20 protein-coding genes and 2 pseudogenes are annotated in these 25,371 nt (G+C 40.0%); 2 read left to right on the top strand and 20 right to left on the bottom strand.

The annotated features are described in order from the left end of the window. Positions 1–114 precede the first annotated feature (114 nt). From rsmI to ACFSN5_RS02230, 13 genes and pseudogenes are all read right to left on the bottom strand, one after another. A complete protein-coding gene (gene rsmI / locus ACFSN5_RS02290; protein WP_165329219.1) occupies positions 115–981 on the bottom strand; it encodes a 16S rRNA (cytidine(1402)-2'-O)-methyltransferase in 867 nt (288 codons plus the stop codon). Positions 982–984: 3 nt separating this feature from the next. Beyond that, on the bottom strand, positions 985–1,305 hold the full coding sequence (yabA, locus tag ACFSN5_RS02285; RefSeq protein WP_004225156.1) for a DNA replication initiation control protein YabA: 321 nt from the start codon (positions 1,303–1,305) through the stop codon (positions 985–987). Then, entirely contained in the window at positions 1,298–2,098 is an 801-nt protein-coding gene (locus ACFSN5_RS02280; RefSeq protein ID WP_165209042.1) for a PSP1 domain-containing protein, read from the bottom strand. The genes yabA and ACFSN5_RS02280 overlap by 8 nt, the downstream gene beginning before the upstream one ends. After that, positions 2,095–2,958, bottom strand: a complete 864-nt coding sequence (locus tag ACFSN5_RS02275; RefSeq protein ID WP_165209039.1) for a DNA polymerase III subunit delta' — start codon at positions 2,956–2,958, stop codon at positions 2,095–2,097. The genes ACFSN5_RS02280 and ACFSN5_RS02275 overlap by 4 nt, the downstream gene beginning before the upstream one ends. Next, positions 2,955–3,614 (bottom strand): dTMP kinase, encoded by a 660-nt coding sequence (gene tmk, locus ACFSN5_RS02270; RefSeq protein ID WP_165209036.1) that lies wholly within the window; start codon positions 3,612–3,614, stop codon positions 2,955–2,957. Before tmk ends, ACFSN5_RS02275 begins: the two co-directional genes overlap by 4 nt. 123 nt (positions 3,615–3,737) lie before the next feature. Next, positions 3,738–4,397, bottom strand: coding sequence for a CBS domain-containing protein (locus ACFSN5_RS02265; protein WP_165209033.1), 660 nt, complete (start codon positions 4,395–4,397; stop codon positions 3,738–3,740). A gap of 503 nt (positions 4,398–4,900) precedes the next feature. Further along, entirely contained in the window at positions 4,901–5,620 is a 720-nt protein-coding gene (locus ACFSN5_RS02260) for a YebC/PmpR family DNA-binding transcriptional regulator (RefSeq protein WP_165209030.1), read from the bottom strand. 466 nt (positions 5,621–6,086) lie between these two features. After that, positions 6,087–7,178, bottom strand: a complete 1,092-nt coding sequence (locus tag ACFSN5_RS02255; RefSeq protein ID WP_165209027.1) for a glycerol dehydrogenase — start codon at positions 7,176–7,178, stop codon at positions 6,087–6,089. A 44-nt stretch (positions 7,179–7,222) separates the two neighbouring features. Continuing rightward, positions 7,223–7,891 (bottom strand): fructose-6-phosphate aldolase, encoded by a 669-nt coding sequence (locus ACFSN5_RS02250; protein WP_165209024.1) that lies wholly within the window; start codon positions 7,889–7,891, stop codon positions 7,223–7,225. An 18-nt stretch (positions 7,892–7,909) separates the two neighbouring features. Further along, positions 7,910–10,366 carry a glycyl radical protein gene (locus tag ACFSN5_RS02245; RefSeq protein ID WP_165329220.1) on the bottom strand — a complete coding sequence of 819 codons (2,457 nt, stop codon included), beginning with the start codon at positions 10,364–10,366 and terminating at the stop codon, positions 7,910–7,912. A gap of 153 nt (positions 10,367–10,519) precedes the next feature. Beyond that, a pseudogene (locus ACFSN5_RS02240) lies at positions 10,520–10,819 on the bottom strand (PTS sugar transporter subunit IIC); the annotation flags it as partial. Between the two features lie 54 nt (positions 10,820–10,873). After that, a pseudogene (locus ACFSN5_RS02235) lies at positions 10,874–11,113 on the bottom strand (helix-turn-helix domain-containing protein); the annotation flags it as partial. Positions 11,114–11,139: 26 nt separating this feature from the next. After that, positions 11,140–11,886 carry a DeoR/GlpR family DNA-binding transcription regulator gene (locus tag ACFSN5_RS02230; protein WP_165329222.1) on the bottom strand — a complete coding sequence of 249 codons (747 nt, stop codon included), beginning with the start codon at positions 11,884–11,886 and terminating at the stop codon, positions 11,140–11,142. A 129-nt stretch (positions 11,887–12,015) separates the two neighbouring features. Here ACFSN5_RS02230 and ACFSN5_RS02225 point away from each other — a divergent pair, with 129 nt between their 5' ends. Further along, positions 12,016–12,792, top strand: a complete 777-nt coding sequence (locus ACFSN5_RS02225; protein WP_165329223.1) for a glycyl-radical enzyme activating protein — start codon at positions 12,016–12,018, stop codon at positions 12,790–12,792. Positions 12,793–12,860: 68 nt separating this feature from the next. Here ACFSN5_RS02225 and ACFSN5_RS02220 read toward each other — a convergent pair whose 3' ends face one another. Continuing rightward, positions 12,861–13,691: an SDR family oxidoreductase gene (locus ACFSN5_RS02220; RefSeq protein ID WP_165329224.1), complete on the bottom strand. Its 831-nt coding sequence runs from the start codon at positions 13,689–13,691 to the stop codon at positions 12,861–12,863. A 127-nt stretch (positions 13,692–13,818) separates the two neighbouring features. Further along, on the bottom strand, positions 13,819–15,921 hold the full coding sequence (locus tag ACFSN5_RS02215; protein ID WP_165209008.1) for an ATP-dependent Clp protease ATP-binding subunit: 2,103 nt from the start codon (positions 15,919–15,921) through the stop codon (positions 13,819–13,821). Positions 15,922–16,371: 450 nt separating this feature from the next. Here ACFSN5_RS02215 and ACFSN5_RS02210 point away from each other — a divergent pair, with 450 nt between their 5' ends. Continuing rightward, on the top strand, positions 16,372–19,320 hold the full coding sequence (locus ACFSN5_RS02210) for a KxYKxGKxW signal peptide domain-containing protein (RefSeq protein WP_165329244.1): 2,949 nt from the start codon (positions 16,372–16,374) through the stop codon (positions 19,318–19,320). Between the two features lie 471 nt (positions 19,321–19,791). On the opposite strand, the gene ACFSN5_RS02205 is transcribed toward ACFSN5_RS02210, so the two are convergent. The 5 genes from ACFSN5_RS02205 to ACFSN5_RS02185 all read right to left on the bottom strand — a co-directional run bounded on the left by ACFSN5_RS02205 (position 19,792) and on the right by ACFSN5_RS02185 (position 25,310). Continuing rightward, complete coding sequence (locus tag ACFSN5_RS02205; RefSeq protein ID WP_165329225.1) at positions 19,792–20,505, bottom strand: MerR family transcriptional regulator; 714 nt, start codon at positions 20,503–20,505, stop codon at positions 19,792–19,794. A 207-nt stretch (positions 20,506–20,712) separates the two neighbouring features. Continuing rightward, positions 20,713–20,967, bottom strand: coding sequence for a Txe/YoeB family addiction module toxin (locus tag ACFSN5_RS02200; protein WP_165329226.1), 255 nt, complete (start codon positions 20,965–20,967; stop codon positions 20,713–20,715). A gap of 2 nt (positions 20,968–20,969) precedes the next feature. Next, positions 20,970–21,224 (bottom strand): type II toxin-antitoxin system Phd/YefM family antitoxin, encoded by a 255-nt coding sequence (locus tag ACFSN5_RS02195; RefSeq protein ID WP_165329227.1) that lies wholly within the window; start codon positions 21,222–21,224, stop codon positions 20,970–20,972. A 178-nt stretch (positions 21,225–21,402) separates the two neighbouring features. Further along, entirely contained in the window at positions 21,403–24,147 is a 2,745-nt protein-coding gene (locus tag ACFSN5_RS02190) for an AAA domain-containing protein (protein ID WP_165329228.1), read from the bottom strand. 50 nt (positions 24,148–24,197) lie between these two features. Then, a complete protein-coding gene (locus tag ACFSN5_RS02185) occupies positions 24,198–25,310 on the bottom strand; it encodes a nucleotidyltransferase (RefSeq protein WP_165329229.1) in 1,113 nt (370 codons plus the stop codon). Positions 25,311–25,371 lie beyond the last annotated feature (61 nt).

Raw genomic sequence — 25,371 nt, 5'->3', positions numbered from 1 at the left:
ATTTGACAATTTAGGTATACTAAAAACACTCCTGTTTTCCTACTTATACTAGTTCCAATAGAAGTGTTTTGTTTGTCTATCAATTTATGAATCCATGCCAAAAATGCCTGATCCTTATAAATCGTGATAAAGCTTATAAACCTCTTGGCGGTTGAGCTGATAAGTCTTAGCGACTTCTTTAATGGCCTTATTGGGCTTGACACCTTGAGCAATCGCTTCTTCCACTAAACCTGTAATCGCCGAATCATCCAGCTCAGCAGCTTGTGCTTGCTGACCACTCGAGCCAGAGACAATCAAGAGACACTCCCCCTTGGCAGGAGTATGCGCCAGATGGCCGAGGATTTCAGAAATTGATCCCCGCTGATATTCCTCATAAATCTTGGTCAGTTCCCTCACCAAGACCGCTTGACGGTCGCCATAGATTGATCTCATATTGGTCAGAGTATCCACTAAGCGATAAGGAGATTCATAGAAAATCTGTGTTTCTGGATAGGTCAGCTTCTGTTTGAAGAATTCCTCCTGCTGCCCCTTCTTGCGCGGTAAAAAACCATAAAAGACATGAGGCTGAGGAGCTAGACCACTGGCAATCAAGGCTGTAATCCCAGCCGAAGCCCCCGGCAAGGCAACCACAGAAATCCCCTGTTCAATAGCTGCTTGCACCAAATCATGACCTGGGTCAGAAATGCTAGGTAGACCGGCATCGGAAACCTGAGCTAAATTTTTCCCAGCCAACAGCAAATTCAAGAGAGCCGGAATCTTCTCATAAGCATTGTGTTCATGGAAGGAAATCTGCTTGGTAGCAATTTCAAAATGCTTGAGCAGAAGGCCAGTATTCCTAGTATCCTCGGCACAGATAAAATCAACAGATTTGAGGATTTCTACCGAGCGATAGGTCATATCCTGCAAGTTTCCGATTGGAGTCGGCACGAGGTAGAGCTTTCCTGTCCCCTCTTCTCCCTTAAAAGATTTTTGCAGCTGCATGCCCTACTCCCTGTTCAATAATTCCATACAAAAGAGACAATCTTCGTTATTATCACGGCGTTTGCCATAATCATTGTTGCAGACATGAAAACCATCCTCATAGATAGACTCTAAATTTTCTCGGCCCTGACTGAAAGATTTGGCAGGCATTTTCTCATCGACATCAGATAGACGTTCCCGCAGTTTGGCATTTTCCAACCGCAGCTGGGAATTTTCCTCCATGATTTCCTGCATCTTCTTCTTCATCAATTCGACCTGAGCAAAATTTTCCATCAAATTATTGGAAACATCGTCGAAGGCAGCAAAGAGTTCATTTTTATCCATGTAAGCTAATCTCCTCCAAACTATAGGTCAACAAGCTAGCCCGATCTTCAAAACGAACCTTAACAGTTTCAGCAAAGACATCCATCCCTGCCACAGTCCCCCTACCTTCAGCAGTCTCTACTGGGCTGCCGAAATCAGGAAATTTCTGCTTGGCTTCTCGGTAAAAATCATCTTCAAAACTGAGACAACAGAGCAAACGACCACAAAGGCCAGTTGTCTTACCAGTATTGAGAGAAAGGCCTTGATTCTTAACCATCTTAATCGAAACCGGCGGAAAATCACCGAGGAAACTGGAACAGCAAAGGGGGCGGCCGCAAGGACCCAGACCGCCAAAGATTTTCGCTTCCTCACGGGTATTAATCTGCCGCAATTCAATCCGTGCTCGGAAATGAGCAGCTAGATCCTTAAGCAACTGTCTGAAATCCACCCGATGCTCAGCTGTAAAGGAAATGAAGACATGACTGCGATCCAAAGGAAAGGCAATATTAACGAGCTTCATATCTAATTGACATTTGGTAATCATCTGATTAACCGCCGCTATATTATCATGAGCATAACGACGATTAGCTTGATGGCGGTCAAGATCCTCTTGCCGGGCCAGCCCTAGAACCCGATCCATCTTAACAGGCAGATCAGCTTCTTTTAAATCAATATTAGCCTGAACCACCTGAGCCAGACGATTGCCCTTACGCAAGCGAACCACCACTAAATCTTTTTTTTCATAAGTTTGGTCTGGCAAAACATAGGAAATGAGATCATTTTCCTCATATTTTACCCCTATTACTTCTGTCATTCTAACACCATATATTCTAAAACATTTTGAAAACTGACATTACTAAGCCACATCTGTCTAGCTTGATAAACCTTAGTAACCTGACGAGGTTGCCGAGTCCGTCCCAGCATCACCAGCAAGAGTTTAAAAGCCAAATCTTGCTCCGCTTTATCAGTTACTAAACTAGCTAGACGTGTCACTTGCAAAAAAGACTGGTCAGGATCCTTATCTAAGCCAGCAATAAATTTTTCTAAACTGCGACACAAGTCGTCAAATTTAGTCATTTCTGTCAACGCTAACGCTGAAGCTTCATCATCAGCCACAGCGGCAATCAAGCTAGCCTTAGCTTTTAAAAGACCATTTTGCTCCAAGCGATTTTTTAAATACTCTTGATTCTTTGGAAAACGAAAAATCTGACAGCGACTCTTGATTGTTGGCAGGACCTTGCTCTCGTCTGACGTCAGAAGAATCATGTAAGAAGACGATTGAGGTTCTTCAATAAATTTCAAGAGACTGTTGGCCGCATTAATGTGCATTTTATCGGCATCTCGAATAATGAAAACCTGAGACTTGCCTTCAAAACCCGACCGCGTAAAATCACGCAGGAGCTCGCGAATAGTATCTGTCTTGATGACATTGCCCTGAGGCTCAATTACCTTGACATCTGAGAAATCCCGCTCAGCAATCAAACGGCACTCCCGACATTGTCCACAGGGCAGACTATCTTGCAAGTTTTCACAAAATTGACTTTGAGCCAGAAAAAGAGCCATTTCATAGCTGCCAAAATTCCCCGAAAAAAGGTAGGCATGGCTGAGTCTGCCCGTCTTCAGGATATGATGAAATTCTTGAAAAATCTTAGGTTGTAAATCAGCTAATGTCATCCTCGATCCTTTGCAAGTGCCAGCTGAATAGTCGCTAAAGCATCAGCGACTACTTTTTCTAAGTCTTGAGCAGCATCAATAATCTTAATCCGCTCGGGCTGACTCTGAGCCAAATCCAAATACCCCTGTCGCACCCGTTGATGCAGATCCAGCTTTTCCAAATCCAAACGGTTCACTTCTCGAACCTCAGCTTGCTCAATACGTGCCAAACCAACCTCTGAAGGCAGATCAAAAAGCAAGGTTAACTCTGGTTTAGTTTCTTCAATAGCATAATTATTAAGCCAGTCAATATCAGCAACCGACAGGCCTCTCCCATAGCCCTGGTAGGCCACTGAACTATCAATAAAACGGTCAATCAGAACCAACTTGCCTTGAGCTAAAGCCGGCAGAACTTTCTCAACCAAATGTTGTCGCCGCGCTGCGATATAAAGTAAGAGCTCTGTCTTTTCATCCATGGCTGTATTATTGACATCCAAAATGACCTGACGAATACTCTCAGCGATAGCTACCCCACCAGGTTCCCGAGTGGTCACCACTTGAAAGCCTTGAGCTTCTAGTAAGGGGACCAATTTTTCTAAGACGCTGGTTTTACCAGCCCCATCAGGTCCCTCAAGGGTAATCAAATGCCCTTGTTTTTGCGTGTTCAGATTTTCCATAACACCTTTATTTTACCAAAAAACTGGTAAGATTTCTCCCACCAGTCTCCAAAATATGAATATCAATCAACCTTCATTTCTGACGAACTAAAGGAACTACCCAAGGAATTTCCCAATCTCTAGTTAAAACAAAACCTTAGCTTGCGTCTCTTGAATACCATCAACTACCAAGCCAACAGTTTCTAACTTGGCCTTGAGATCAGCAATGTCAGCTTTACCATCAATTTGGATTTCATTGACAACCTTACCATCCTTAGCCCCAGCAATTACTGTCCGACGGATATTGAGACCTTCTTTGGTAATAGTGCTGACAATCTTTTCCAAAACGCCAACGCTATCATCAGCCAGAATACGGACACGCACCCCCTCTTCACCATAACCAGAGACTTCCAAGAAGGTACGGAAAATATCTTTATCGGTAATAATCCCTGAAACCACACCGTTTTCTTCGACCGGCAACACACCAACCTTGTGCGTCATCATCAGATAGATGGCATCTTCTACGCTGGCAAAGGGCGACACAGTTACCACATCCTTGATCATGATATCACGAATCTTGGTCTTGTTGAGCAGGTAATTCATTTCATAAATAGACAGACTGGTTGCCTTAGATGGACTGTTCTCAGCCATGGTTCCAGCCGTCACAATCCCTACTAATTTATCATTTTCAATAACTGGCAAACGGCGTAAGCCTTGTTCCCGCATGATATCCGCCGCATGGGCAACGGTCGTATCAGGTGATACATAGACAACCTTTCGGGTCATAAAATCTCTAACAGCCATAATCTATCAACCTCACTTAGACACTAAAAATTTAACAGAGCAGACCTTTCCTGCCCCCTATCGCAATCCTATTATATCATTTTTTTGAGAACGGTTTCAATATTTTCATGATTTTTTCAAATATTTCTGTTATAAAAACCTGCCAAAGAACCCCAGTAATGCTTTGCAGCGGATTCTAAGAATCAACTTTTTATCATAGCTAGTCATATCTCCTTTGAAAATCAAAACCATAAGCCGTTGCAGATAGAACACGCCCATAAGACAGGGCAAAAAAGATAGCCCTATCTAGAATCTTAAATGACCCTTCGGCAGGAGGCATCCTATTTGCTTAACCTTTGATGGTTTTGTACCTTCTTTCAGCTCACCATAGTTTAAAGCTCAGGTTATCCATTCCAGAAACCTCAAGAGGCCTCCTAAAACTTTTGAGCTGCCTACAACCTGTCTATCTTTGAGCATTTAAAAGAGATAAGGAATGTTTCCCTACCTCTTCTAATCTAAATATTTTAGTCATCAAGGTCCACATTGTGATAAACCTTTTGCACATCCTCATCATCTTCCAGAACATCAATTAAGCCTTGGAAAACATCCAAATCTTCACCAGACAAGGTAACTTCTGACTGAGGAATCATTTCTAATTCGGTCACTTGGAATTCTTCCACACCATTGGCACGCAGGGCTTCCATGCCCTTATGAAGATCTGTTGGAGCTGTATAAACAGTGATGCTACCATCTTCTGCTTCGACATCATCAACATCAACATCAGCTTCAAGAAGGGTTTCAAAAATACTGTCCGCATCATCCCCCTTGAAAACAATGACTCCTTTGCGGTCAAACATATAAGAAACAGAGCCAGAAGCTCCCATGTTTCCACCATTCTTACCAAAAGCGGAGCGAACATTAGCTGCTGTCCGATTAACATTTGATGTAAGAGTATCAACAATAATCATTGAACCATTTGGCCCAAAACCTTCGTAACGCCCTTCAACAAAGGTTTCATCAGTATTTCCTTTAGCCTTGTCAATCGCCTTATCAATAACGTGTTTAGGTACTTGCGCTTGCTTAGCCCGTTCCAAAACAAATTTCAAGGCTGAATTAGATTCTGGATCTGGTTCCCCTTGTTTAGCAGCTGCATAAATTTCAACACCAAACTTAGCATAAACCTTTGAGTTAGCACCATCTTTAGCCGTTTTTTTTGCAACAATATTGGCCCATTTACGTCCCATGGGTAAGTCTCCTTTTATCAATTTTGATTTATCCAGTAAAGCTGAAATTCAAAGTTAGAAAATCAGCTAAATCCTAAGTTATTATAGCAAGTCAGCCCCTAAAAATCAAGGTAGAAAAGAAGGCTGGAAAGTTAAGCAATCTTCTTTCTATTACCACAAGACGATTAGTTAGTGGGAGAGGCTTTTATATAATAATGCTTTTTTAGGTACTTTTTTCACTAAGTCATCGGCAATTAGCTGCCATTATTTATTATAAAGAAGCGAAGGATTTCAACAGCAGTGTTTTTCTAACAAGTCTATTATATACAATTACATCTACTCATCCTTCTGATCTACCTCTATTCTAGCTCTTTCAAACACAAAACAGTCTGATTCTTTGGTATTCAAAAAATCAGACTGTCCTTTTAATATTTTTTGATTTTCATTCCTTATTCATTAGGAATACTTCACTAACTTTTATTGCTTTTTATTCCAGCGACTTGCTGTACTGGTCGACTGCTAAAAGTGCATGGGCAACATCACCAGCACTGATTTCAAACGGCATTTGATGGATTGTCTCACCTTCAATTGTCGCCTGTTTGCCGACCTTTAGAAGTTCAGAATCATCAACATTTTCTAAGTGTATCTCTTCTAAAGTGGTTGGCATTCCAATAGCTCTATAGAAATGAATATATTTGTCAATTTCTTCTTTTGGACGGTTTTCAAGGAAAAGCTGTGTCAATGTTCCATAAGCAACTTTTTCACCATGTGTTAGATGATGAATATCTCCTTCTAGGGCTGTAAATCCATTATGAATGGCATGAGCAGCAGCCAAGCCTCCGCTTTCAAATCCTAGACCACTTAATAAAGTATTGGCTTCAATGACATTCTCAAGAGCCTTAGTCACTACTTTGGCTTTACAAGCTGATAAGGCCTGCAAACCATCAGCGAATAAAGTTTCTTCACAAGATCTAGCAATTGCAAGACTGGCTAAACTTTGTCCGGCACCAGCCATGGTCTGGCCATTTTTTTGGAGCACGGCTCTTGCCTCTACCCAGGTTGCCAAGCCATCAGCAATTCCTGAAGCCAACAACCGTACGGGTGCCTTGCTGATAACAGCCGTATCTACCAAAACTAAATCAGGATTTTTTGAATAAAAGATATATTTTTCAAACGCTCCTTCTTCTGTGTAAATAACTGATAAGGCTGAAGTTGGAGCATCTGTGGACGCTACGGTCGGAGCAATGACAACAGGTATTTCTAGGATATCTGCAATTGCCTTTGCACTGTCAATCGTCTTGCCTCCGCCAAGGCCGATAATCAAATCATTCTTGTTTTCTTCTGCAATTGAGACAACTCGGTCAATTTCTTTTGTCGAAGCTTCTCCATTAAAAGGAACATATTTTACAAGCAGGCCTTCTTGATTAAGATAAGTTTCAAACTGCTGTCCAATAATCTGATAAACAGTCTCGTCAGAAAGTAGAATTGGGCGACTTCCTAAATTGATAATGGCCTTTGGATTATTAAATAAGGCATTTTCTCCCTGAATATAGCGAGAGGGACTGGCAAAAATTCTCATCGTAGGATCTCCTTTTATCTCAAAAATTTTTAAATACTATAATACTATATAGTTGAACGTCCTTGGGTACTTTCCCAATCCGCAGTAAAATCATCAACTGCCTTTTGAATAGACGGATTGGCAAAACCAGCAGCAAAGATATCTGCTCCAGCGGTAACAGCTTGAGCACCGGCAGCTAGAGCTTTGGTCATTTGAGAAACATTTTTAAAGCTTGCGGCTAAAATTTTTGTAGTGGCTTGTTTACGCTCAATAGCCAAAGCAAGCTGACTGATTACCTCAACTGGATCTGTATTAAGATTTTCCATACGATTGTAATAAGGTGCTAAATAATCTGCTCCAGCTTCAATGGCCAAAAGGCCTTGAAAAACAGTATAAATAGCCGTTGCTGTAATTTGAAACCCTTCTTTTTTAAGCTGCTTAATAGCTGTCAGACCTTCTGGAGAAACAGGTATTTTAATATAGAGATTGCCTCCAAGTGTATCTCGAAGTTTATGAGCATCTTTGATGATACCTTCCACATCTTCTGCAACAACTTGAGCATGAAGACTTGGTTCTTCGCCAACAATAGCACGAACCTTTTTCATCTGTTCGAAAAAGTCAATCTCCCCTTCTTTTTTAGCGATAGATGGGTTGGATGTCACACCGGCTAATGGCAAGATGGCAGCCCATTTTTTAATCTCCTCTAAGTTGAGTGTGTCAAGCATAAATTCCATTTTCTTTTCCTCTTTTTCTTAAAATGCGTGTTCTGTCCGTGCAATAATATCATCTTGAGTTGCTTTAGAAAGAACATTGAAGAAGGCTGAATAACCTGCAACACGAACAATCAAATCACGATGTTTTTCAGGATATTTCTGAGCGTCAATCAAAGTCTCGCGGGAAACCACATTATACTGGATATGATAGCCGTGAAGACGGTTGAAGAAGGTTCGAAGCAGAGCAATAAGTTTTTGTTTGTCCTCTTCTTTTGCTAGGGTTTGTGGATTTACTTTTTGATTGAGAAGAACTCCGCCGACAATTTCATCCGTTGGTAATTTAGAAACAGATTTAAGCACAGATGTTGGACCATTCTTATCCATATTGTGGGATGGCGAGCAGCCTTCAGCAAGCGGTGTTCCGGCATGACGGCCATCAGGAGTGGCTAAAGTTCCGCGGCCCTGTCCAACATTGGCTGAGATAGAAGATGTTCCTGAATAACGGATACCGCCGATTGGACCACGACCATAGCGTGTATTAGGGTATTTAGCAATTTCATCAACATAAACATCATAGCAATCACATACCAATTGGTCTGCGTAATCATTGTCATTACCGTATTTAGGAGCTTCATTAATAAGCATTTGACGGATTTCTTCACCGTGCTTACCAGCATAATCTGATTGAAGAGCTTCCCAAAGTTCAGCCGTTGTTAAACGTTTTTCTTCAAAGACCAATTTCTTAACAGCAGCCAGAGAGTCAGAAAGATTAGCGATACCAACTTGAAGTCCAGAAATGTAGTCATAGACTGCACCGCCTTCTTTCAAATGCTTACCACGACCGATACAGTCATCAGTCAAAGCTGAACAAAGAATATCTGGAACCTCACGTTCAAGACTTAGGTCAATGCTATTTTCTACAATGACACTCATCCGCGTCAAATAACGAAGGGTCTTATCCCAAGCAGTCTTGAGTTCTTCATAGGACTTCATGTTGACAAAGCGACCAAATTCTGGGGCAAAGCGTTTGCCGGAAGCTGGATCAATACCATTATTCATAGTAATGAGCAATACTTTAGGAAAGTTCATATAACTCATACCAGTACAGCGATAGCCCCATTTACCAGGAACTGCCGTTTCCACACAGCCAATTGCTGAATAATCATAAGCATCTTCTTCTGTTACACCCTTGTTGATAAAAGACGGAATGATGATTTCATCATTGTTAAAGGCTGGCATACCAAAGCCTAGTTTCATCACTTCAATAGCTTCATTCATGAAATCTGGATCAAGTCCAGCATGGTAACGAACCGTCAAGTTAGGCTGCGGCAAATGTGTTTGGGCAACTGATTTCAAAACAAGGAAAGACAAAGGGTTAACCGCATCTTTTTTATCACGTGTCTGACCGCCGATAGTGACATTTTGATAAAGCGGTGAGCCCGCAGATGAGAAGGTGTGGGCTTGGCTGCGCACTTTATTAATCGTCAGTGTCTTAATCCAAAGATTGGTTAAGCGCTCAACAATTGACTCTTCAGTTTCACGACCTGCTTCTATATCTGCCTTCATATATGGATACATATATTGGTCAAAACGACCGTAGGAAAGAGAGTGACCATTTGATTCAATCTGAAGAATACATTGGATAAACCAGACAGACTGCACAGCTTCTGCAAAGTTTCTAGCTGGATGGTAAGGTACGTGTTCACAAATCGCTGCAATGTCAAGCAGTTCTTTGCGGCGCTTAGCATTAGCTGTCTCTGCCATTTCTTTTGCCAAAGCTGCAAAACGCTCTGCATAAGTCTTGACAGCCTCTATTGTAATCAAGATAGAATCATAAAAATGGTATTTATCAATGCTGGCTGGATCTGTCAAATCAAGATTGGCCTTAGCTTCACGCGTACGCTTTTCAAAACCGATAAGTCCTTGTTCAAGTAGTTTTTGATAATTGACAGCCAAATGAGCATCTCCGGAATTCATCTTACCTTCCATGCCGAAGAAACCTGTTTCCATATACACCTGCACTTCATCCGGAAGCATAGCACTTGCTCGAGCACGCAAGTTATTATTTTCCCAGAAAGGAGCAATTTCACGAATTTGCTTTTTGGTTTCTTCTGTAATGTAGAAAACATCCCCATCACGCTTTTCAAAAAGATCCAGTTCGTTTAAAACAAATTCAAGGGTGTATTCAGGGAAGATTGGTGCGTCTTTATCACTAGAAGCTTGGTTGCCAACAATCAAAGTTTCATCATCAATATAGAGGGACATTTTTTCCAAGATATTTTTAAGCATGTAAGCACGCTTAAGAACATTTGGTTTTTCCTGATGTTCTTTATAAGCTTCAGTAGCAAGAAGGGCACGTTCTGCATCAATGTAAGGCTTCTTGTCAAGAACCTTATCACGGTAGTTATACATGCGTTCTGTTAAATAACCAAAGTGTTTTTGAGAATTTTTTTGAACATCATTGGTATATTTTTGAGTTAAAAGTTGAACTGTCATTTCCTCCTCCTTTTTATGTTCGTAATATAATAGATTTCTTTCGTAACTATAATAACAGTATCTTTTCCAAAATGCAATTGTTTTTCGTAAAATTCAATTGTTTTTTAAAAGAGTCAGTTTTTGCAAATGAGACTACTGACCCTTTATTACTTTTTATTCAGATTTTACAGCTTCAAGTTCAGCATTGTAGGTAATTCTATCTTGTATTTTAAAGAATGGGAAATAGATGAGAGTTGATAATACCAAGATTACGATCTGAATGACAGCGCCTTGCCATCCTGCAACCGTAAAGCCTGAGATAATGGCAGGTATTCTCCAAGGCAGGGTAACACCTAAGAAAGGTTGCATAAAGCCAATAGCAATTGAAGCATAATCAATCAAGGCTGCAATAATAGGAACTAAGATAAATGGCAGGAACACAGCTGGATTCAAGACAATAAGAAAAACAAAGACAAAACGATCTTTTGAAAATTTAACTCAATCAGCTTTTCCCCTCAACTAATCAGCAACAAGTTCCACTTTTTTTAAACCATATTTTTGACGAATATATTCTTCCAAGGCAAATAGATCGGAATCATAATCTTTAATACTGATTTGAACGATCCCCTCAGCTCTAGCACGATGCAACATGCGGCTGACTGTTGTTCGATAGATATCCATTTCTTTTGAAATCTTGTCCTGACTTTTGCCTTCAATATAATAAAGGTATGCTGTTTTGGCCAGCAAGCGTCTTCTTTCTTTATTCATAGCAGCCTTTCATTATTATTTTATTTTTAGTCCACCAACTTTAGATTAATATGATTCGCCTTTAAGTGCTCACGTAAAGTTTTCGAAACATCAGAATCTGTTATGACTTGCGAGACTTGGCTTAAAGCAAATTGATTGACCAAACTGCGTTTAGCAAATTTACTTGAATCTGTTAAGACAATTAACTCATCAGCTGATTTAGCCATATATTGAACAACCTCACAGCGCATCATGTCTTTTCCCATAAAACCTAAATGCTCATCAAAACCATCAGTGCCTACAAATAATTTTTCAACATGAAATGACTTGACCATCTCTTTTAACAAGGGGCCGACAGTGACTTCGGAATTAGGCTGATAATTGCCACCAAGCAAAATCACATGGCAAGAATCATACTTTCGAATATAAGTCGCAATAAAGCAAGAATTGGTAATGATTTTAACATTGCGTCTGTGTTGACAAATAGCTTCCGCTAATAAAGCACAGGTCGATCCTGATTCAATCATAATCGTTTCATTATCACTGACCATTTCAACTGCCTTTTCCGCAATGGCTTTTTTGATCTTATAATGATAAGAAAGTCTGACATTTAAATCATCACCGCTATTCAATACTGCATAACCATGCTCACGATGCAGCAAGCCTTTGCTTTCTAATTTGTCCAAATCTTTACGGATAGTTACTTTAGATACACCTAATTTTTCAGACAAGGTATTAACATCTATTTTTTTAACCTGAGAAACTAAATTAATAATGTCATCTAAACGTTTCATATAATCACCTCTGAGTTCATTTTATCAGATAAACAACAAAAAAGAAAACAAGTTAGGCTTTACGTTCGTAATTGTTTATGTTTCGTTTTTATGATAAACTAATGTTAAGACAAAAAGAAAGGTAAAACCATGACTAGTGAAAAAGGAATCATTTTCAATATTCAGCATTTCTCTATCCATGATGGCCCAGGCATTCGTACAACTGTTTTTTTAAAGGGCTGTCCCTTGCGATGCCCTTGGTGTTCCAATCCTGAATCTCAAAAACGTCAGCCCGAACAAATGCTGGATGCTGAAACAAAGCTTCCAACGATTATGGGAGAAGTAAAGACAGTGGACGATATTATATTTGAAGTAAAAAAAGATGTCGATTTTTATGAAGAATCCGGTGGCGGTCTTACTCTATCTGGCGGTGAGATTTTTGCACAGTTTGAATTTGCTAAAGCCATTCTCAAACGTGCTAAAGAAGAAGGGCTTCACACAGCCATTGAAACAACAGCTTTTGCCGAACACGAAAAATTTACTGACTTAATCCAATATGTTGATTTTATTTACACAGATTTAAAGCACTACAATACGATTCGTCATCGCAAGGTGACGGGTGTCAATAACAATCTTATTATTCAAAATATCAATTATGCCTTTACACACAATAAAACAATTGTTTTAAGAATTCCCGTTATTCCTGATTTCAATAACTCATTAGAGGATGCCAAACACTTTGCAAAACTATTTAATGATATTCAAGTGGACAAAGTTCAGCTGCTCCCTTTTCATCAATTTGGAGAAAATAAATATAAACTTCTAAACCGCAAATACGAAATGTCTGACTATACAGCTCTTCATCCAGAGGATCTTTATGATTACCAAGCTGTTTTTCTGAAACACGGCATTGACTGTTATTTTTAAAATGCAGAGCAAAAAACGCTGGAATATTCCAACGTTTTTTCATTTATCTTGCCTAAGGCTCAGTGCTCTCACTTGGTTAGTTCTGCTAGACCGATGGGGTTGCGTCCCAAGACGCGCTCGATGTCATTTGAAAGCCCAGCCTGTTCTCCTTTGGCAATGGCCGTATAAGTGGACACCCAAGCGTCATACTCCCAATCCTCTGCTGACCAAGCCTTGCGGGATTCGTAGGCTTCTTCGACCGTCTCTGGGACATAAGTGACCGTTTTCCCCAGACTTTGGCTGAGAATCCGAGCTATCTCGCCCATTGTCAGCTCTTCAGGCCCTGTCATATTCAAAGTTTGGTTGGCCCATTTACTTGGATTTTCTAAAATCTTGGCCAAGACCTGAGCAACATCTTGACGGGCCACCGCTGAAACTTTGCCATCTCCAGCAGGGCCCTTAATTTGACCATAGGCTCGACCCAATTCAACAAAGAAATCCAAGTAAAAATTATCACGAACAAAGGTATAGGTAAAGCCCTGCTCTTTGATATAATTTTCTGTCCCTGCATGGGTGCGGCTGAGCGTAAAAGTCGCATCAGGCTCAGCACCATAAAAAGAGGTATAGACAATCTGCTTGACTCCAGCCTTTTTGGCACTATCAATAAAAGCCTTATGCTCCTCTAATCTATCCATACTTTCACTAGCCGAGACCATGAGGAGAACATCCACACCAGCCAGGGCTTCTAATGTTTTTTGAGATCGATCGTAGGCCGATTGAAAAACAGGAACACCAGCAACCTTGGGAGCCCGCTCTGGGCGTCTGGCTAAATAACGCAAATCCATCTTTTTTCTGTCTAGTGCTTGAGCAACCAGACCGCCTAGATGGCCTGTCACCCCTGTTAAAGCAATAACCGTCATAGTTTGCCTCACTTTCTTTTTTCATTATAGCACGCCTCAGATAGTCTGTCCGTTTTTTAAGTTGCTAAAAGACCCCCACCTCATGGAGGCGAGAGTCTTCATAAACGAATTTATCAGCTCCAAAAACCTAGGCTTTAGAAATGACCAACTGTCCGTCTACCATATCGGCCTTAAGTGCTTTAACATCAAGATGATCAAGGTAGAAATCTGTTACCTTATCACGAATTTGGCCTTCAATAACCCGACGCAGAGGCCGAGCCCCCATGGCTTCATCGTAACCTTCCTCAATCAGGTAGGCCTTGGCTGCTTCGCTCACTTCCAATGTGATATTCTTTTTAGCCAGAGTGTGGTTAACTTCATCCAGCATAAGATCAACGATTTCTTTCAAATCTTCTTTCGAGAGGTGAGAGAACTCAATGACACCGTTGAAACGGTTGAGAAATTCTGGACGGAAGAATGGGGCCAATTTATCGCGCAGACTGAGTTCTTTACCATCCTCTTCTGAGGCAGCCCCAAAGCTATAACCAGCATTAGAGGTTGCGATAATCACAGTATTCTTGAAGTTGACGGTGTTACCTTGACCGTCAGTCAGACGGCCATCATCCAATACTTGCAAGAGCAGAGTAATAACTTGTGGATCAGCCTTTTCGATTTCATCTAGGAGGATAATGGAGTAAGGATTGCGGCGGACCCGTTCGGTCAAGGTATTGGCGTTATCATCGTAGCCTACATAGCCGGCAGTTGTCCCAATCAGCTTAGAAACGGCTGTTCGATCGCTGTACTCTGACATATCCAGACGGATAACCGCATCCTTGGTGCCAAACATATCCAAAGCCAATTGCTTAGCCAACTCAGTCTTACCGACACCAGTAGGTCCGACAAAAAGGAAGCTACCGATTGGACGATTTCCTTCGTCAAAGCCCGCACGGTTTCGGCGAATGGCCTTACTAACAGCCTGTACAGCTTCATCTTGGCCGATGACTTTACCTTTAAGGCGGCTGCCCATTTCTTTCAGGCGTTCAATATCAGAAGCACCCATTTGCGAAACAGGAATACCGGTCATACGCTCAACAGCTTGAGCAACATCATTAATAGTCGCCACAACCTTTTGATTTTCAGTGTGGTTATCGATTTGTTTTTGCAACTCATCGATCTTAACCTTTTCAGCCAAAGCTGCTTCATAATCTTCCTTATCAGCCGCGGCTTGCTGACGATCACGCGCCTTAGCTATATCAGCTTCTAGGGTTTTAACATCGGTCGCTGGATGTTGAGCTGCCAAGTGAGCTGCAGTGACATCAATCAAATCAATAGCCTTATCAGGCAGGGCCCTTTGTGGCATATATTGAATAGAGTAATCTACCGCAGCCTTCAAGACCTTATCTGGTAATTCCACATTATGGTGTTGTTCATAGAGAGGTCTAATGCCTCTCAAAATAGCAAAAGTGTCTTCTGCCGAAGGAGCATTAACCTTGACCTCATTGAAACGGCGAGCCAAAGCCGCATTCTTCAAAATGGTGTTGCGGTATTCATCTTGGGTTGTTGCCCCAATAACCGTCAGCTCGCCACGAGAGAGGGCGGGTTTGATAATGTCGGCCAAACCCTTTGAACCTTGACCGTCACCAGTACTACCAGCTCCGAGGATTTGATGAATTTCATCAAAGAAGAGAATAATATTTCCAGCAGTCTTGACCTCATCTATCAGTTTTTGGATATTTTCTTCAAAGGCCCCCCGATATTGGGTACCAGCTTCCAAACCAGAAATATCGATAGAGATGATTTCCTTATTCTTGATTGACGCTGGAACATCCCCAGCGACAATGGCTTGAGCCAAGCCTTCGACAACCGCAGTCTTACCAACACCGGCATCCCCCACCAAAACGGGATTATTCTTAGTCCGGCGAGCCAAGATTTCAGCCGTATCCTGAATTTCTTGATTCCGCCCGATTACAGGATCCAGCTTACCCTGACGAGCTTCCTCAGTCAAGTTACGGCCCAATTTAGCCAAAATACCATCCTGTTTGAGCTGACCTTTGCCAGCTTGAGCAGATTCTTCTTGCACCGCTTCTTGATTAGGCAGGTGACCGGTTTGACGGTAATAGTTAAATTCTTCAGGAGTGACTTCCCGGCCATTGATACGATATCGGCGAGTTTCCGAATTGAAACCACCCATATTCCCCATCAGTTGATTGAAAATATCATCCATATTATTAAATCCAAAATTGTTGTTCATAGCTTTACCTCTTCTACTTTTCTATTTAAATTTTTGACCATTACTGACCTTTAGCTGAAAAATTTTTCAGAACAGCTAGCTCTACGAGTAAAGCACTGTTCTGACCTTTATATAAAAAATAAAAAGCCAAATCTAATTTTTTAGCTGCCAGCTTCTTCATCAGGGCTCTCCTCTCATCTCCTAACCCTGTGATACTAATATACCACTTTGGTCAGTAAAGGTCAATAGTTTTTCTGACTTTTTTTGACCTTTTTTATCAATTCCATCAAATTAAGAATAATTGCACTAATACCTTAAATAGCCACAAGAAAGTTATTTATAAATATGTCATTTTATATTTTAATAATATCTACAATTTACAATTCTTTATCATTTTAAAATTTTTCAGGAAATCGATTCCAAAAAATGCTAGAATAATCTAAAAATTATTTTAAAGTGAGGGTATTTTCTATGGAAAAACAAACACGCTTCAAACTGCATAAAGTCAAAAAACACTGGGTGACTATCGCGGTAACTGCAACAGCTGCTACAGCACTTTTTGCAGTGGGCAGTCAAGCCAGCGCTGACCAAGTGGCACCAGCTCCTCAAGAACAGGCAGCTGCTCAGCAAAACACACCAGCCAATCAGGCTGGTGATCAAAAAGCAGAACAGGCACCTGTTGTGCAGCAAGAAACTCCAGTAGCCGAACAAAAACAAGCTCAAGACACACCTGAGGTGGCTCCAAACCAAGACGAAACGGGCGGTGACCAAGGTCAGCCTGGAGAAGTTAAGCAAGCCGCTGAACAAAACGACAAGGCAACTGATAATCAAGATATCCAAGCTAATAATAAACAAGCCGATGCCCAAAATGGCCAAGCAGCTGAGAAACAAGAGGGGCAAGCTGCCAATCAAGCGGCTGATAAAAATAACCAAGCAGCCCAAAAGCCAGAAGCACAAGGCAACAATCAGGCAGAACAAGCAGCAACTCCGGCTCAGCCTGCTGATCTAGCTATCCAAGCGCCACACAACAGCCGAGCTGCCAATTCCTTCAATGAAGAAAACGGTCAGTGGTACTTCCTCGATGCCAACAAACAAAAGGTGACTGGCTGGCAGACCATCGATGGCAAAAAGTTTTACTTCAATCAAGATGGCAGCCAAGTTAGGGGAAATATTGCTGAGAACAATGGCAAAATCTATTATCTTGATAAGGACAACGGACAAGTCATTACTGACAAAATTGGGATTACCCCTGATTCTAAAGCCTATTACTTTGCTGAAGACGGTAGTCGACTAGATGTCACTGGTTTACACGAAGTTAATGGGAAGACCTATTATTTCAACGATGATTTCAGTATTGCCGACAGCAAGGGTTTCTCTGGCTGGCAGACCATCGATAACAAACAAGTTTATTTCAATAAGGGCTACCAAGTAACAGATGGCTTTGCGGACATTGACGGGAAGACTTACTATTTTGATGAAAACGGTAATGTAAACCGCACAGGTGGACTCAGAAAAATTCAGAGTTCCCGTTACTACTTCGACAGCCAAGACGGTACACTCTTTAAGAAGCAATTTGTCCCTCACATTGATGAAGACTCAGGACAACTCGTTTACTACTATGCTGACGAAAACGGACGATTAGTTTATGGTTATCAGACGATTGACGGTCTGAATTACTACTTTAAACAAGACGGCCGTCAGCTCAAAGGAATCGGTTATGATAAGTATGGAAAAGCTATCGTCACAGATAAAGATACAGGTATTATCCTAGAAGGAGAAGCAGCCAGAACAGCTCAGTACCGTGACCAAGTCAGCAGAACCTTCACCAAAGGCCAGTCTGATATTATCTATTATGATGAAAACGGCAATACTGTCAGCAACCGTTTTGTCTATGATAAAGACTATCCAACTAACATCAAGCGAAGTGCCCATCAAACAGGCTGGCTCTATATTGGAGAAGATGGCAAAGCCGTTAAAGGCGATCAGCTTATCGACGGAGTGCTCTATCACTTTGACAAAAAGTACGGCGGACAATATAAAAATACCGTCTATCACCAGCAAGAACAAGGCTTAGACGGCAGTGCTGCCGGCTACTACTATCTTGACAGCAATGGCCGTCCTGTAAAAAATGCCTTTATTCAAGTGAATACCGAAGACTATCAGGGCTATTACTATGCTAACGAAGATGGACAACTGGCTGAAGGCTGGAAAACCATTGATGGTAAAACCTACTACTTCGCTAAACCAGAAGACACAACATACTATTATGATCATCGGACTAGATTTGGACAGATTAAGGGGCAAATGCTGATCATCGATGGTGCCAAATATTACTTTGACCCAAATACTGGTGAGCTGGTAAAAAATAAAACAGTAACTATTGATAAAAACAATAATCCTTCAGAGCCTCTGGGATATCCGAAGATAGAAACAGTAACTGTTGATGGAAAAGATTACACCCTAGGACAGGATGGCAAAGCCCAGGAAAACTACGGTTTTATTACCAAGGAAGATGGCAAAACTTATTATCAACTAGAAGATGGCAACTATGCCAAGGGCTTAATCGTTATCGATCATAAAAATTATTATTTCGATAAAGAAACAGGGGAAATGGTAAAAAATAAAATTATTTTGGACGAAGACCACGCTCTCTACGGTTTCCAGGGTAGTCGCTACTACAGCACCTATTACTTTGGCAAAGATGGCTATGGGGTTAAAGGTTTCCAAACTATCGATGGCAAACGCTATTACTTTGGAGATGGCGGTCAATCTGTTTCCAGCAATTATCCACGCCCTATCTATGTAGAAGATGATCTTTACTATATCAAGAATGACCAAGTAGTCACAGACACCTTAGTGCAGTATGGCCTCGCATCATTTGGCTATAATCCATCTTATAATAATCAGGTTGGCTACTTTGGTGCTGATGGTAAACTGCAACAAGGTTGGTATGAAAAAGATGGCAAAACCTACTATACCGTAGAACCCGAAAATGCAGATATCTATCAGCCGTCATACACACGTGCAAACGGAGTTCACGGCGTTGATCAGGATGTCTATGGTTTTGATAAAGACAGCGGAGAACTCAAGCCAAGCGGTTGGTATCAAGCATACCCAGATAGAAATGAGTGGCGCTATCTAGATGCCAATGGAAAAGTCCTGACCGGCTGGCAGGTAATTGATGGCAAAACCTACTACTTCAGTCTTGGTCATATTGATAAGGGTGTCGGTGACGAATATAAGCGCCTGCAATTTACAGAAAGCACTGGTATCCAAGTCAAGGGAGAATTGGTCGACATTGATGGCAATCAGTACTACTTCGACCCTGACTCTGGTGAACTTTGGGTCAATCGCACACTGGACTACGAGGGACATACCTACCAACTTGACGATAAAGGGAAAGCTACTTTAATTCATTAATCCTCACCAAAAAGAAAAGAGGCTGAGACAAAAGTTCTCAGCCTTATTTATTTGGTCAATTTTATTTGCTAGGCACAGTGGTTGGGAGTAAAACTTGTTGGCTGTGCCAGCTTAGTCTTACCCCTGCACAGTTCATTAGGTGCTTTAGCACCAATGAACCACTGCTGGTTGGATAGCCTTATCTTGGAGCGCCTGAAAATAAGAATATGCCCCCTTAAACAGTTCACTGGACTGTTTAACTACTCTACAAGTGATAGCTCCAACAGTTTGGGGAACTGTTGGAGGTTATCTAATATCATGAACTTTGTTCATCATATTTCCGGTCTCCCAGATCTTTGGAGCTATGCGGAGGTGGTAGTGAAACGGTCTGGCAGATCGTTTCAGGTCGAACGCCTAGAAATAAAAGAGCGGAGAGAAATCAAATTCTTGAAATGATTAATTTCTGTCCCACTCTCCTTTTTTATATACTCACTATAGGCAATACCGTTCAATAGCACGGCTAACAAAATCAGCAGTTCCTGCTCCGCCAGCTTGATCAATGGTTTGACTGAAACGATTATCAGTCGCATACATCTTCCCAAGTCCGGCTAAGATTTCTGGGCTACAAGGGTAGAAATGCTCTGAGATATAATCCTGCAGGAGCTTAACTTGGGCTTGAACCTTATCATCAACGACATCCAAATCTTTCAGGCGTCCAAATTCAGCCATGATAGCCAACATCTCATCAGTCACTTGGGCAAAAGCCTCCTTATCCGTCTTGGCCTCAAAAGTTTGATAAGCCTGAGTATCACCCCAACGCTCCTTAGCTTCAGTCTCAAGGGCTTGCAGCTGAGACTTATCATAAGCGGTAAATGTCATCGTATCTCCTCCTTCTTGCAGACGACGAGCATGAGCTAAAACGCCTTCCAAATGTGCCTTCTTGGCCTCCAAAAGAGCTATCTGCTTGGTCAAAGCTACCTTGCGGTCATAACTCGGACTATCCACAATCTTCTTAATGGTTTTGAGAGGAAATTCCAGCTCCCGAAACAGCAAGATTTCCTGAAGGCGCTCTATCGCCTCATGATCATAATAGCGATAGCCATTCTCAGCCACCTGACTGGGCTTGAGCAGATCGATCTCATCATAATAATGCAGCGTGCGCACACTGATACCCGACAGCTGACTCATCTCCTTAACGGTCTTCATAGGAACCTCCTCTCTACTGAGGATACTAAGCTCTTACACTCCAAGATCTTAACAAGCCCGACAAAAGTAATCAAACACTTAGAAAGACTTAGCTATGTTCACAGAAGTGTAGGCTCTGTTCACCTCAACTATGAGTATAGACCATGACGTGACGTGAGGGTCAAGGGGGAAGAAGGAAAAATCTCCAAAAAAATTTGGAGATTAGATTTAGTAATGATCTCGTAGTGAAATGAAAGTGACACCATCATCTTCAATTAGATAAACGAGACGATTTTCAGCATCAATTCGTCTTGACCATGCTCCTTGATAGTCGTGCCTTAAGGGTTCAGGCTTACCGATTCCTTCAAAAGGAGAACGTTGAACATCTTTTAAAATCCTATTAATGCGCTTGAGTGTCTTTTTATCCTGATTCTGCCAATAACAGTAATCTCTCCACGCAGAATCTGTAAATTTCATAGGCATAACTAATCCTCAATCTCATGAACTTCAACCTGACCCGCTCTTGCTTGAGCAAGCCCTTCAATAATCTTATCCGAAAGATATTTATTTTGTGAAATTCGAAGGGTCTCCTGAATACTGTCCCACTCACTTTTTGAAAGAACAACGATATCTTCATCAGGATTTTTATTAACAACTATAAGCGGTTCAAATTCATTATTGACCTTTTTCATATAGTCTTTGAGATTATTACGAAAAGTTGAATAAACGACTGCTTCCATGATAAAACCTCACTAATTCCTAATATTTAACCACAGTATAAAATAAAAGAAAAAACTTGTCAATAAATTGTACAAGTTTTCATATATAAATCCTTATCTATTAAATGTTTTCCATCGTGGTATATAAAACTAGTGATGAGACTGGAAAAATCTCAGCCTCATCTCAACTTTAGCTTTCCTAATCAACTTGATTGATAAAATCGTTGTTGTAATCTACATTTTCTGATTTATAATTACTCAGAAATTCTTCCAACTGTTCTCTTTCTCCACTTCCATTTGTTGCAAAGCGTTTTATTGGAATACCATATTTCTCTAAAATTTTATTTTTCATAGAATCTCGTTTAGCTTGGTCAGAACCTAGTGTATGATACTTATAGCCATCAACTTCTATTGCTAAAATTGGCTGTTTAGTTAGCGCATTAAACAGTAAAAAATCTAAGTGAGTGTTGCCATGACTAGCATACTGTCTCTCTCTATCATTCATAAGTGAGAAATTTTTAACTAATTTATTTAATGGATAATGTGACAATACACCTAATGTAGGATAATCAATTAATAAATCTTGTAACAAAGCAAACATTAAATTTTCTGAATCAAATCGTGATATTTTTGCTCTGCTCTTCAAATATTCTTTTCTTCTTTCCTCATATTGCTTATAAAGGTAATCAAAAATCGAACAAATTTGACTGTCTTTTACATCAAAATTTTGATACTTTATGTAACCAAGCAGATCACTGATATTTTTCCCAGATTTCTGCTTATTTCCAGAAGTAACTAAAATTAACTTATTCTTAGCTCGAGAAATAGCAACATTCAAAAGATGAGGATCATCAGTAAAACGAGTAATTTGGTTATCAACTGTGGTAATAATCATTGTATCATCCTCACGTCCTTGAAATTTATGCACAGTATCGCTTGAGTAAGTATTTAACTGTTGTCTTAAAAGATTAACTTGATTTCTGTAAGGTGCTATAATCCCTGTATTGTTGGCGTTTAAATGATATTTATCAATAATTTCTTGTTTAATAATATCTAATTCTCTCTGATTGGTATGTTGACGAGCATGATTTCCCTCAACTGATTTATGAACTATTAAAACATCCGTCTCATTATGATCCTCAGTCATTGCTAAAAGTTCCCCGTTATAAAACTTTTGATTACAAAATTGAATAATCTTAGGATGACATCGATAATGTTCTTGGAGTAATGTCTGTTTTGCTTCTGGAAAAAGAGAAATCATAGTTTCAAGAAAACTGTTTTTAAAACTATAAGTCGGTCCAATACGATACTCTTTCCTAATCTTCTCGGTTTTATCTCTCATTTCCTTCGTAACAATATTTGATAACTGCTGACTATCTCCTACCACAACTACATTTTTTGCACAAGAAAGTGCCAACGCACCTGTTACAATATCAACTTGGGAAGCTTCGTCTATAATCAAGTAATCATAAATAATATCTTTGTTCAAACTGGACTTGGCTGAAAAGGTTGTACTTAAAACAATCGGATAATCTTTCAAAAATTGCTTAGAACCTTTAAAATATTTCAACTCATCTTGAGTAAATACTTGACGTGCTTCACCAGCTTTATATTTTTTGGATAAGAAAGATTTTAATACCGATTTTGATTCTCCAATTAATAATTCAAGCCTTTCATCACCATTAGACTTATTATATTTGTCTTCTAAAATTCTTAATTCACTATTTAACTCTTTAATTTTTTGCTCATAAAAATGTTTTTGAACAGTTGCCGTTAGCTCTGAATACTCTTGCTCGTAAAATGACCAATCTCGAATCTTGTATTTAAAATAGCTCTTTATCTTAAAAAATAATCCAAGCTTTTTGTCTGAATTATAATGGTTCTCACAATCTGCTAATAAATCAAGAAATTTTTGAGCTGAAATACTACTTAGTTCAATATCTGAAAAATGATTTAATTTTAAAAAATCTTTGAAATGTTCATACTCAATTTCTATAGTAGATATTTCATATTTTAATGCAGCAATTCGTTCTCTATTCTCAAAAAGTTTTGCTAACACATTAAAATCGCTATATTTACTATTTTCCTCTATTGCTACTTCTGGTAAGTAATTTGGATAAACTTCTAATTGTTCCTCCATAAAACGACTCTTATTTTCTGCTTTCCCTAAAAAAGCTGATAAAAAATCTAATCTATAATCTGATTCCTCAAGCTTTTCTCGAATATTTTCAATAGCTGAATTATTGTTTGAAACAACAAGGGCAGTTTTTTCTTGGAGAATAATATTGGAAAGTATATTTAAGATAGTCTGTGTTTTTCCTGTTCCAGGTGGCCCTTGAATAATACTAATTTGATTCTCCATCGCATTTTTAGTTGCTTCACGCTGACTTCTATTACAACCAAATGGGAAAATTAAATTTTCTACATTTCTACACTGATGCTCTAACTTAGGATTTAAAAAATTGGAAAGAACTGTATCTTTTGACAAAAAGTTAATCTTTTTATAATAGTTTTCTAAAAGACTTGTTTCATCACTCTTTATTTCACTCAACTTAGACAACTCTTTTAAATAATTAAATACTTTACCTGCTTCTTCATTCTTAAAAAAAGACTCTTCAACTTGTAAATCTGCTTCATCTACTATGGCTTTTTTATTAGAATTAGTAAATGTAAAAAGAATTTTAGCTTTATTACCACATATATATCGCTTTACAACAGATACATTATTATAAAAATTATACCCTCTTCTAGCATATCTTAAGTTGTCCGTACTTAACTCACCGTAATATCTATAAATCTCAATATTTTGACTATTGTATGAATAGGACTCTCCATTAGTATGAGTTACTAAAATTCTTCCATCACTTTCAAACTTATAATCCAAAACCTGAGAAGTTTTATCTTTACCTTTGATAAATATTAGACTATTTAAATCTTCTTTCATGATTTCATCACCACTATCAATTTTATATCACTATAGCATAATTAATTAATTTACTTACTATACAAACCAATTTTTTTTATAATAATCGGCACCCGCCCCCAGTTTTGTTCCTGAATATCTAGGCTGCCTAGTTGATAAACTCTGTCAGCTTGCTGGGTCATGGCATCCCACGGTTTGGCACCGATACGAGTGATAATCTCCGCAGATTTTTTCACGGACTTGAGATGTTGCTGGCCTTTATGCGTGAAGCCCAAGACATGAATAGCCTCTGGTAAGGCTGTTTCTTTAGCATTGACCAAAATATAGGTCAGGATACGTCGCACCCGTGCCTTAGTGTAGCGTTTAGTCGCCACCTTATCCACCAAATCATCAAAGTTAACCGCCGTCTTAACAGCCTCTTTGATTCGGCTAGCCAGTTCCTCATTGACCTGAAAAATAGCAGTCAGATCAAGATTTGTCATAATTTGATACTTGAGTAGAGGAAAATAATTCGCCCAATTGACCTTCGTTGCCTGCTCTAAGAGCTGAGGAGCAGGCATAGTTTTCCCTAAAAACTCTCGATCATTCAAATGTTTACGAATAGCAGTGGCTGAGGCAATTTGCTCTCGCTTGCTGTCGGAATGATAGCCTGCTCCAATGCGCGAAATAGGCGCTAGTTTGATACCGTAGGCTGCGCAAGCCTTGGCATAAGCTAGACCCAGAATATGATTAGGAGTATTTCCAGAAAAATCTACACCTGCAAACTTTTCCCACATGTTCTGGGTCTTCTGGGGATAAGACAGACTGTCAGGTAACTGGGAAAGAAAGGTCTCCATCTCAGCCCCCTTAGCTGCATAAGTATCTGAAATAGCTTGATAATCCAAAGTTTCCTCAGTTCCAAAGACCAGCTGATCAATGCCCAATCGTGCCAATATATCCACAGCCCCCTGAGCAAAATAATCTGCTGACTGAACCGACACCAAAAACGGCAGCTCAATCACTAAGTCAGCACCGTTTTCCAAAGCCATCTGCACCCTTGTCCACTTATCAATAAGGGCAGGCTCACCCCGCTGGACAAAATTACCAGACATAGCAATGATCTTGACGCCTTCTGCCTGATCCAACAGATACTTGTGCCCATTGTGAAAGGGATTGAATTCAGCGATAATGCCTGTTGTGGTCATGAGGTTCCCTCCATTTTAGCCTAAAATCCAGTTATCTAAAAAACAATAAAAAGATAGATCG

Source organism: Streptococcus tangpeifui (genome assembly GCF_044503215.1).
In the GTDB taxonomy this organism is placed as follows: domain Bacteria; phylum Bacillota; class Bacilli; order Lactobacillales; family Streptococcaceae; genus Streptococcus; species Streptococcus tangpeifui.
Note: the sequence above shows the minus strand (reverse complement) of the source record. Positions and strands in the feature narration are given on the sequence as shown.

Coding starts and splice junctions, on each gene's coding strand:
- rsmI (WP_165329219.1), bottom strand. CDS start 981: ATGCAGCTGCAAAAATCTTTTAAGGGAGAAGAGGGGACAGGAAAGCTC.
- yabA (WP_004225156.1), bottom strand. CDS start 1,305: ATGGATAAAAATGAACTCTTTGCTGCCTTCGACGATGTTTCCAATAAT.
- ACFSN5_RS02280 (WP_165209042.1), bottom strand. CDS start 2,098: ATGACAGAAGTAATAGGGGTAAAATATGAGGAAAATGATCTCATTTCC.
- ACFSN5_RS02275 (WP_165209039.1), bottom strand. CDS start 2,958: ATGACATTAGCTGATTTACAACCTAAGATTTTTCAAGAATTTCATCAT.
- tmk (WP_165209036.1), bottom strand. CDS start 3,614: ATGGAAAATCTGAACACGCAAAAACAAGGGCATTTGATTACCCTTGAG.
- ACFSN5_RS02265 (WP_165209033.1), bottom strand. CDS start 4,397: ATGGCTGTTAGAGATTTTATGACCCGAAAGGTTGTCTATGTATCACCT.
- ACFSN5_RS02260 (WP_165209030.1), bottom strand. CDS start 5,620: ATGGGACGTAAATGGGCCAATATTGTTGCAAAAAAAACGGCTAAAGAT.
- ACFSN5_RS02255 (WP_165209027.1), bottom strand. CDS start 7,178: ATGAGAATTTTTGCCAGTCCCTCTCGCTATATTCAGGGAGAAAATGCC.
- ACFSN5_RS02250 (WP_165209024.1), bottom strand. CDS start 7,891: ATGGAATTTATGCTTGACACACTCAACTTAGAGGAGATTAAAAAATGG.
- ACFSN5_RS02245 (WP_165329220.1), bottom strand. CDS start 10,366: ATGACAGTTCAACTTTTAACTCAAAAATATACCAATGATGTTCAAAAA.
- ACFSN5_RS02230 (WP_165329222.1), bottom strand. CDS start 11,886: ATGAAACGTTTAGATGACATTATTAATTTAGTTTCTCAGGTTAAAAAA.
- ACFSN5_RS02225 (WP_165329223.1), top strand. CDS start 12,016: ATGACTAGTGAAAAAGGAATCATTTTCAATATTCAGCATTTCTCTATC.
- ACFSN5_RS02220 (WP_165329224.1), bottom strand. CDS start 13,691: ATGACGGTTATTGCTTTAACAGGGGTGACAGGCCATCTAGGCGGTCTG.
- ACFSN5_RS02215 (WP_165209008.1), bottom strand. CDS start 15,921: ATGAACAACAATTTTGGATTTAATAATATGGATGATATTTTCAATCAA.
- ACFSN5_RS02210 (WP_165329244.1), top strand. CDS start 16,372: ATGGAAAAACAAACACGCTTCAAACTGCATAAAGTCAAAAAACACTGG.
- ACFSN5_RS02205 (WP_165329225.1), bottom strand. CDS start 20,505: ATGAAGACCGTTAAGGAGATGAGTCAGCTGTCGGGTATCAGTGTGCGC.
- ACFSN5_RS02200 (WP_165329226.1), bottom strand. CDS start 20,967: ATGCCTATGAAATTTACAGATTCTGCGTGGAGAGATTACTGTTATTGG.
- ACFSN5_RS02195 (WP_165329227.1), bottom strand. CDS start 21,224: ATGGAAGCAGTCGTTTATTCAACTTTTCGTAATAATCTCAAAGACTAT.
- ACFSN5_RS02190 (WP_165329228.1), bottom strand. CDS start 24,147: ATGAAAGAAGATTTAAATAGTCTAATATTTATCAAAGGTAAAGATAAA.
- ACFSN5_RS02185 (WP_165329229.1), bottom strand. CDS start 25,310: ATGACCACAACAGGCATTATCGCTGAATTCAATCCCTTTCACAATGGG.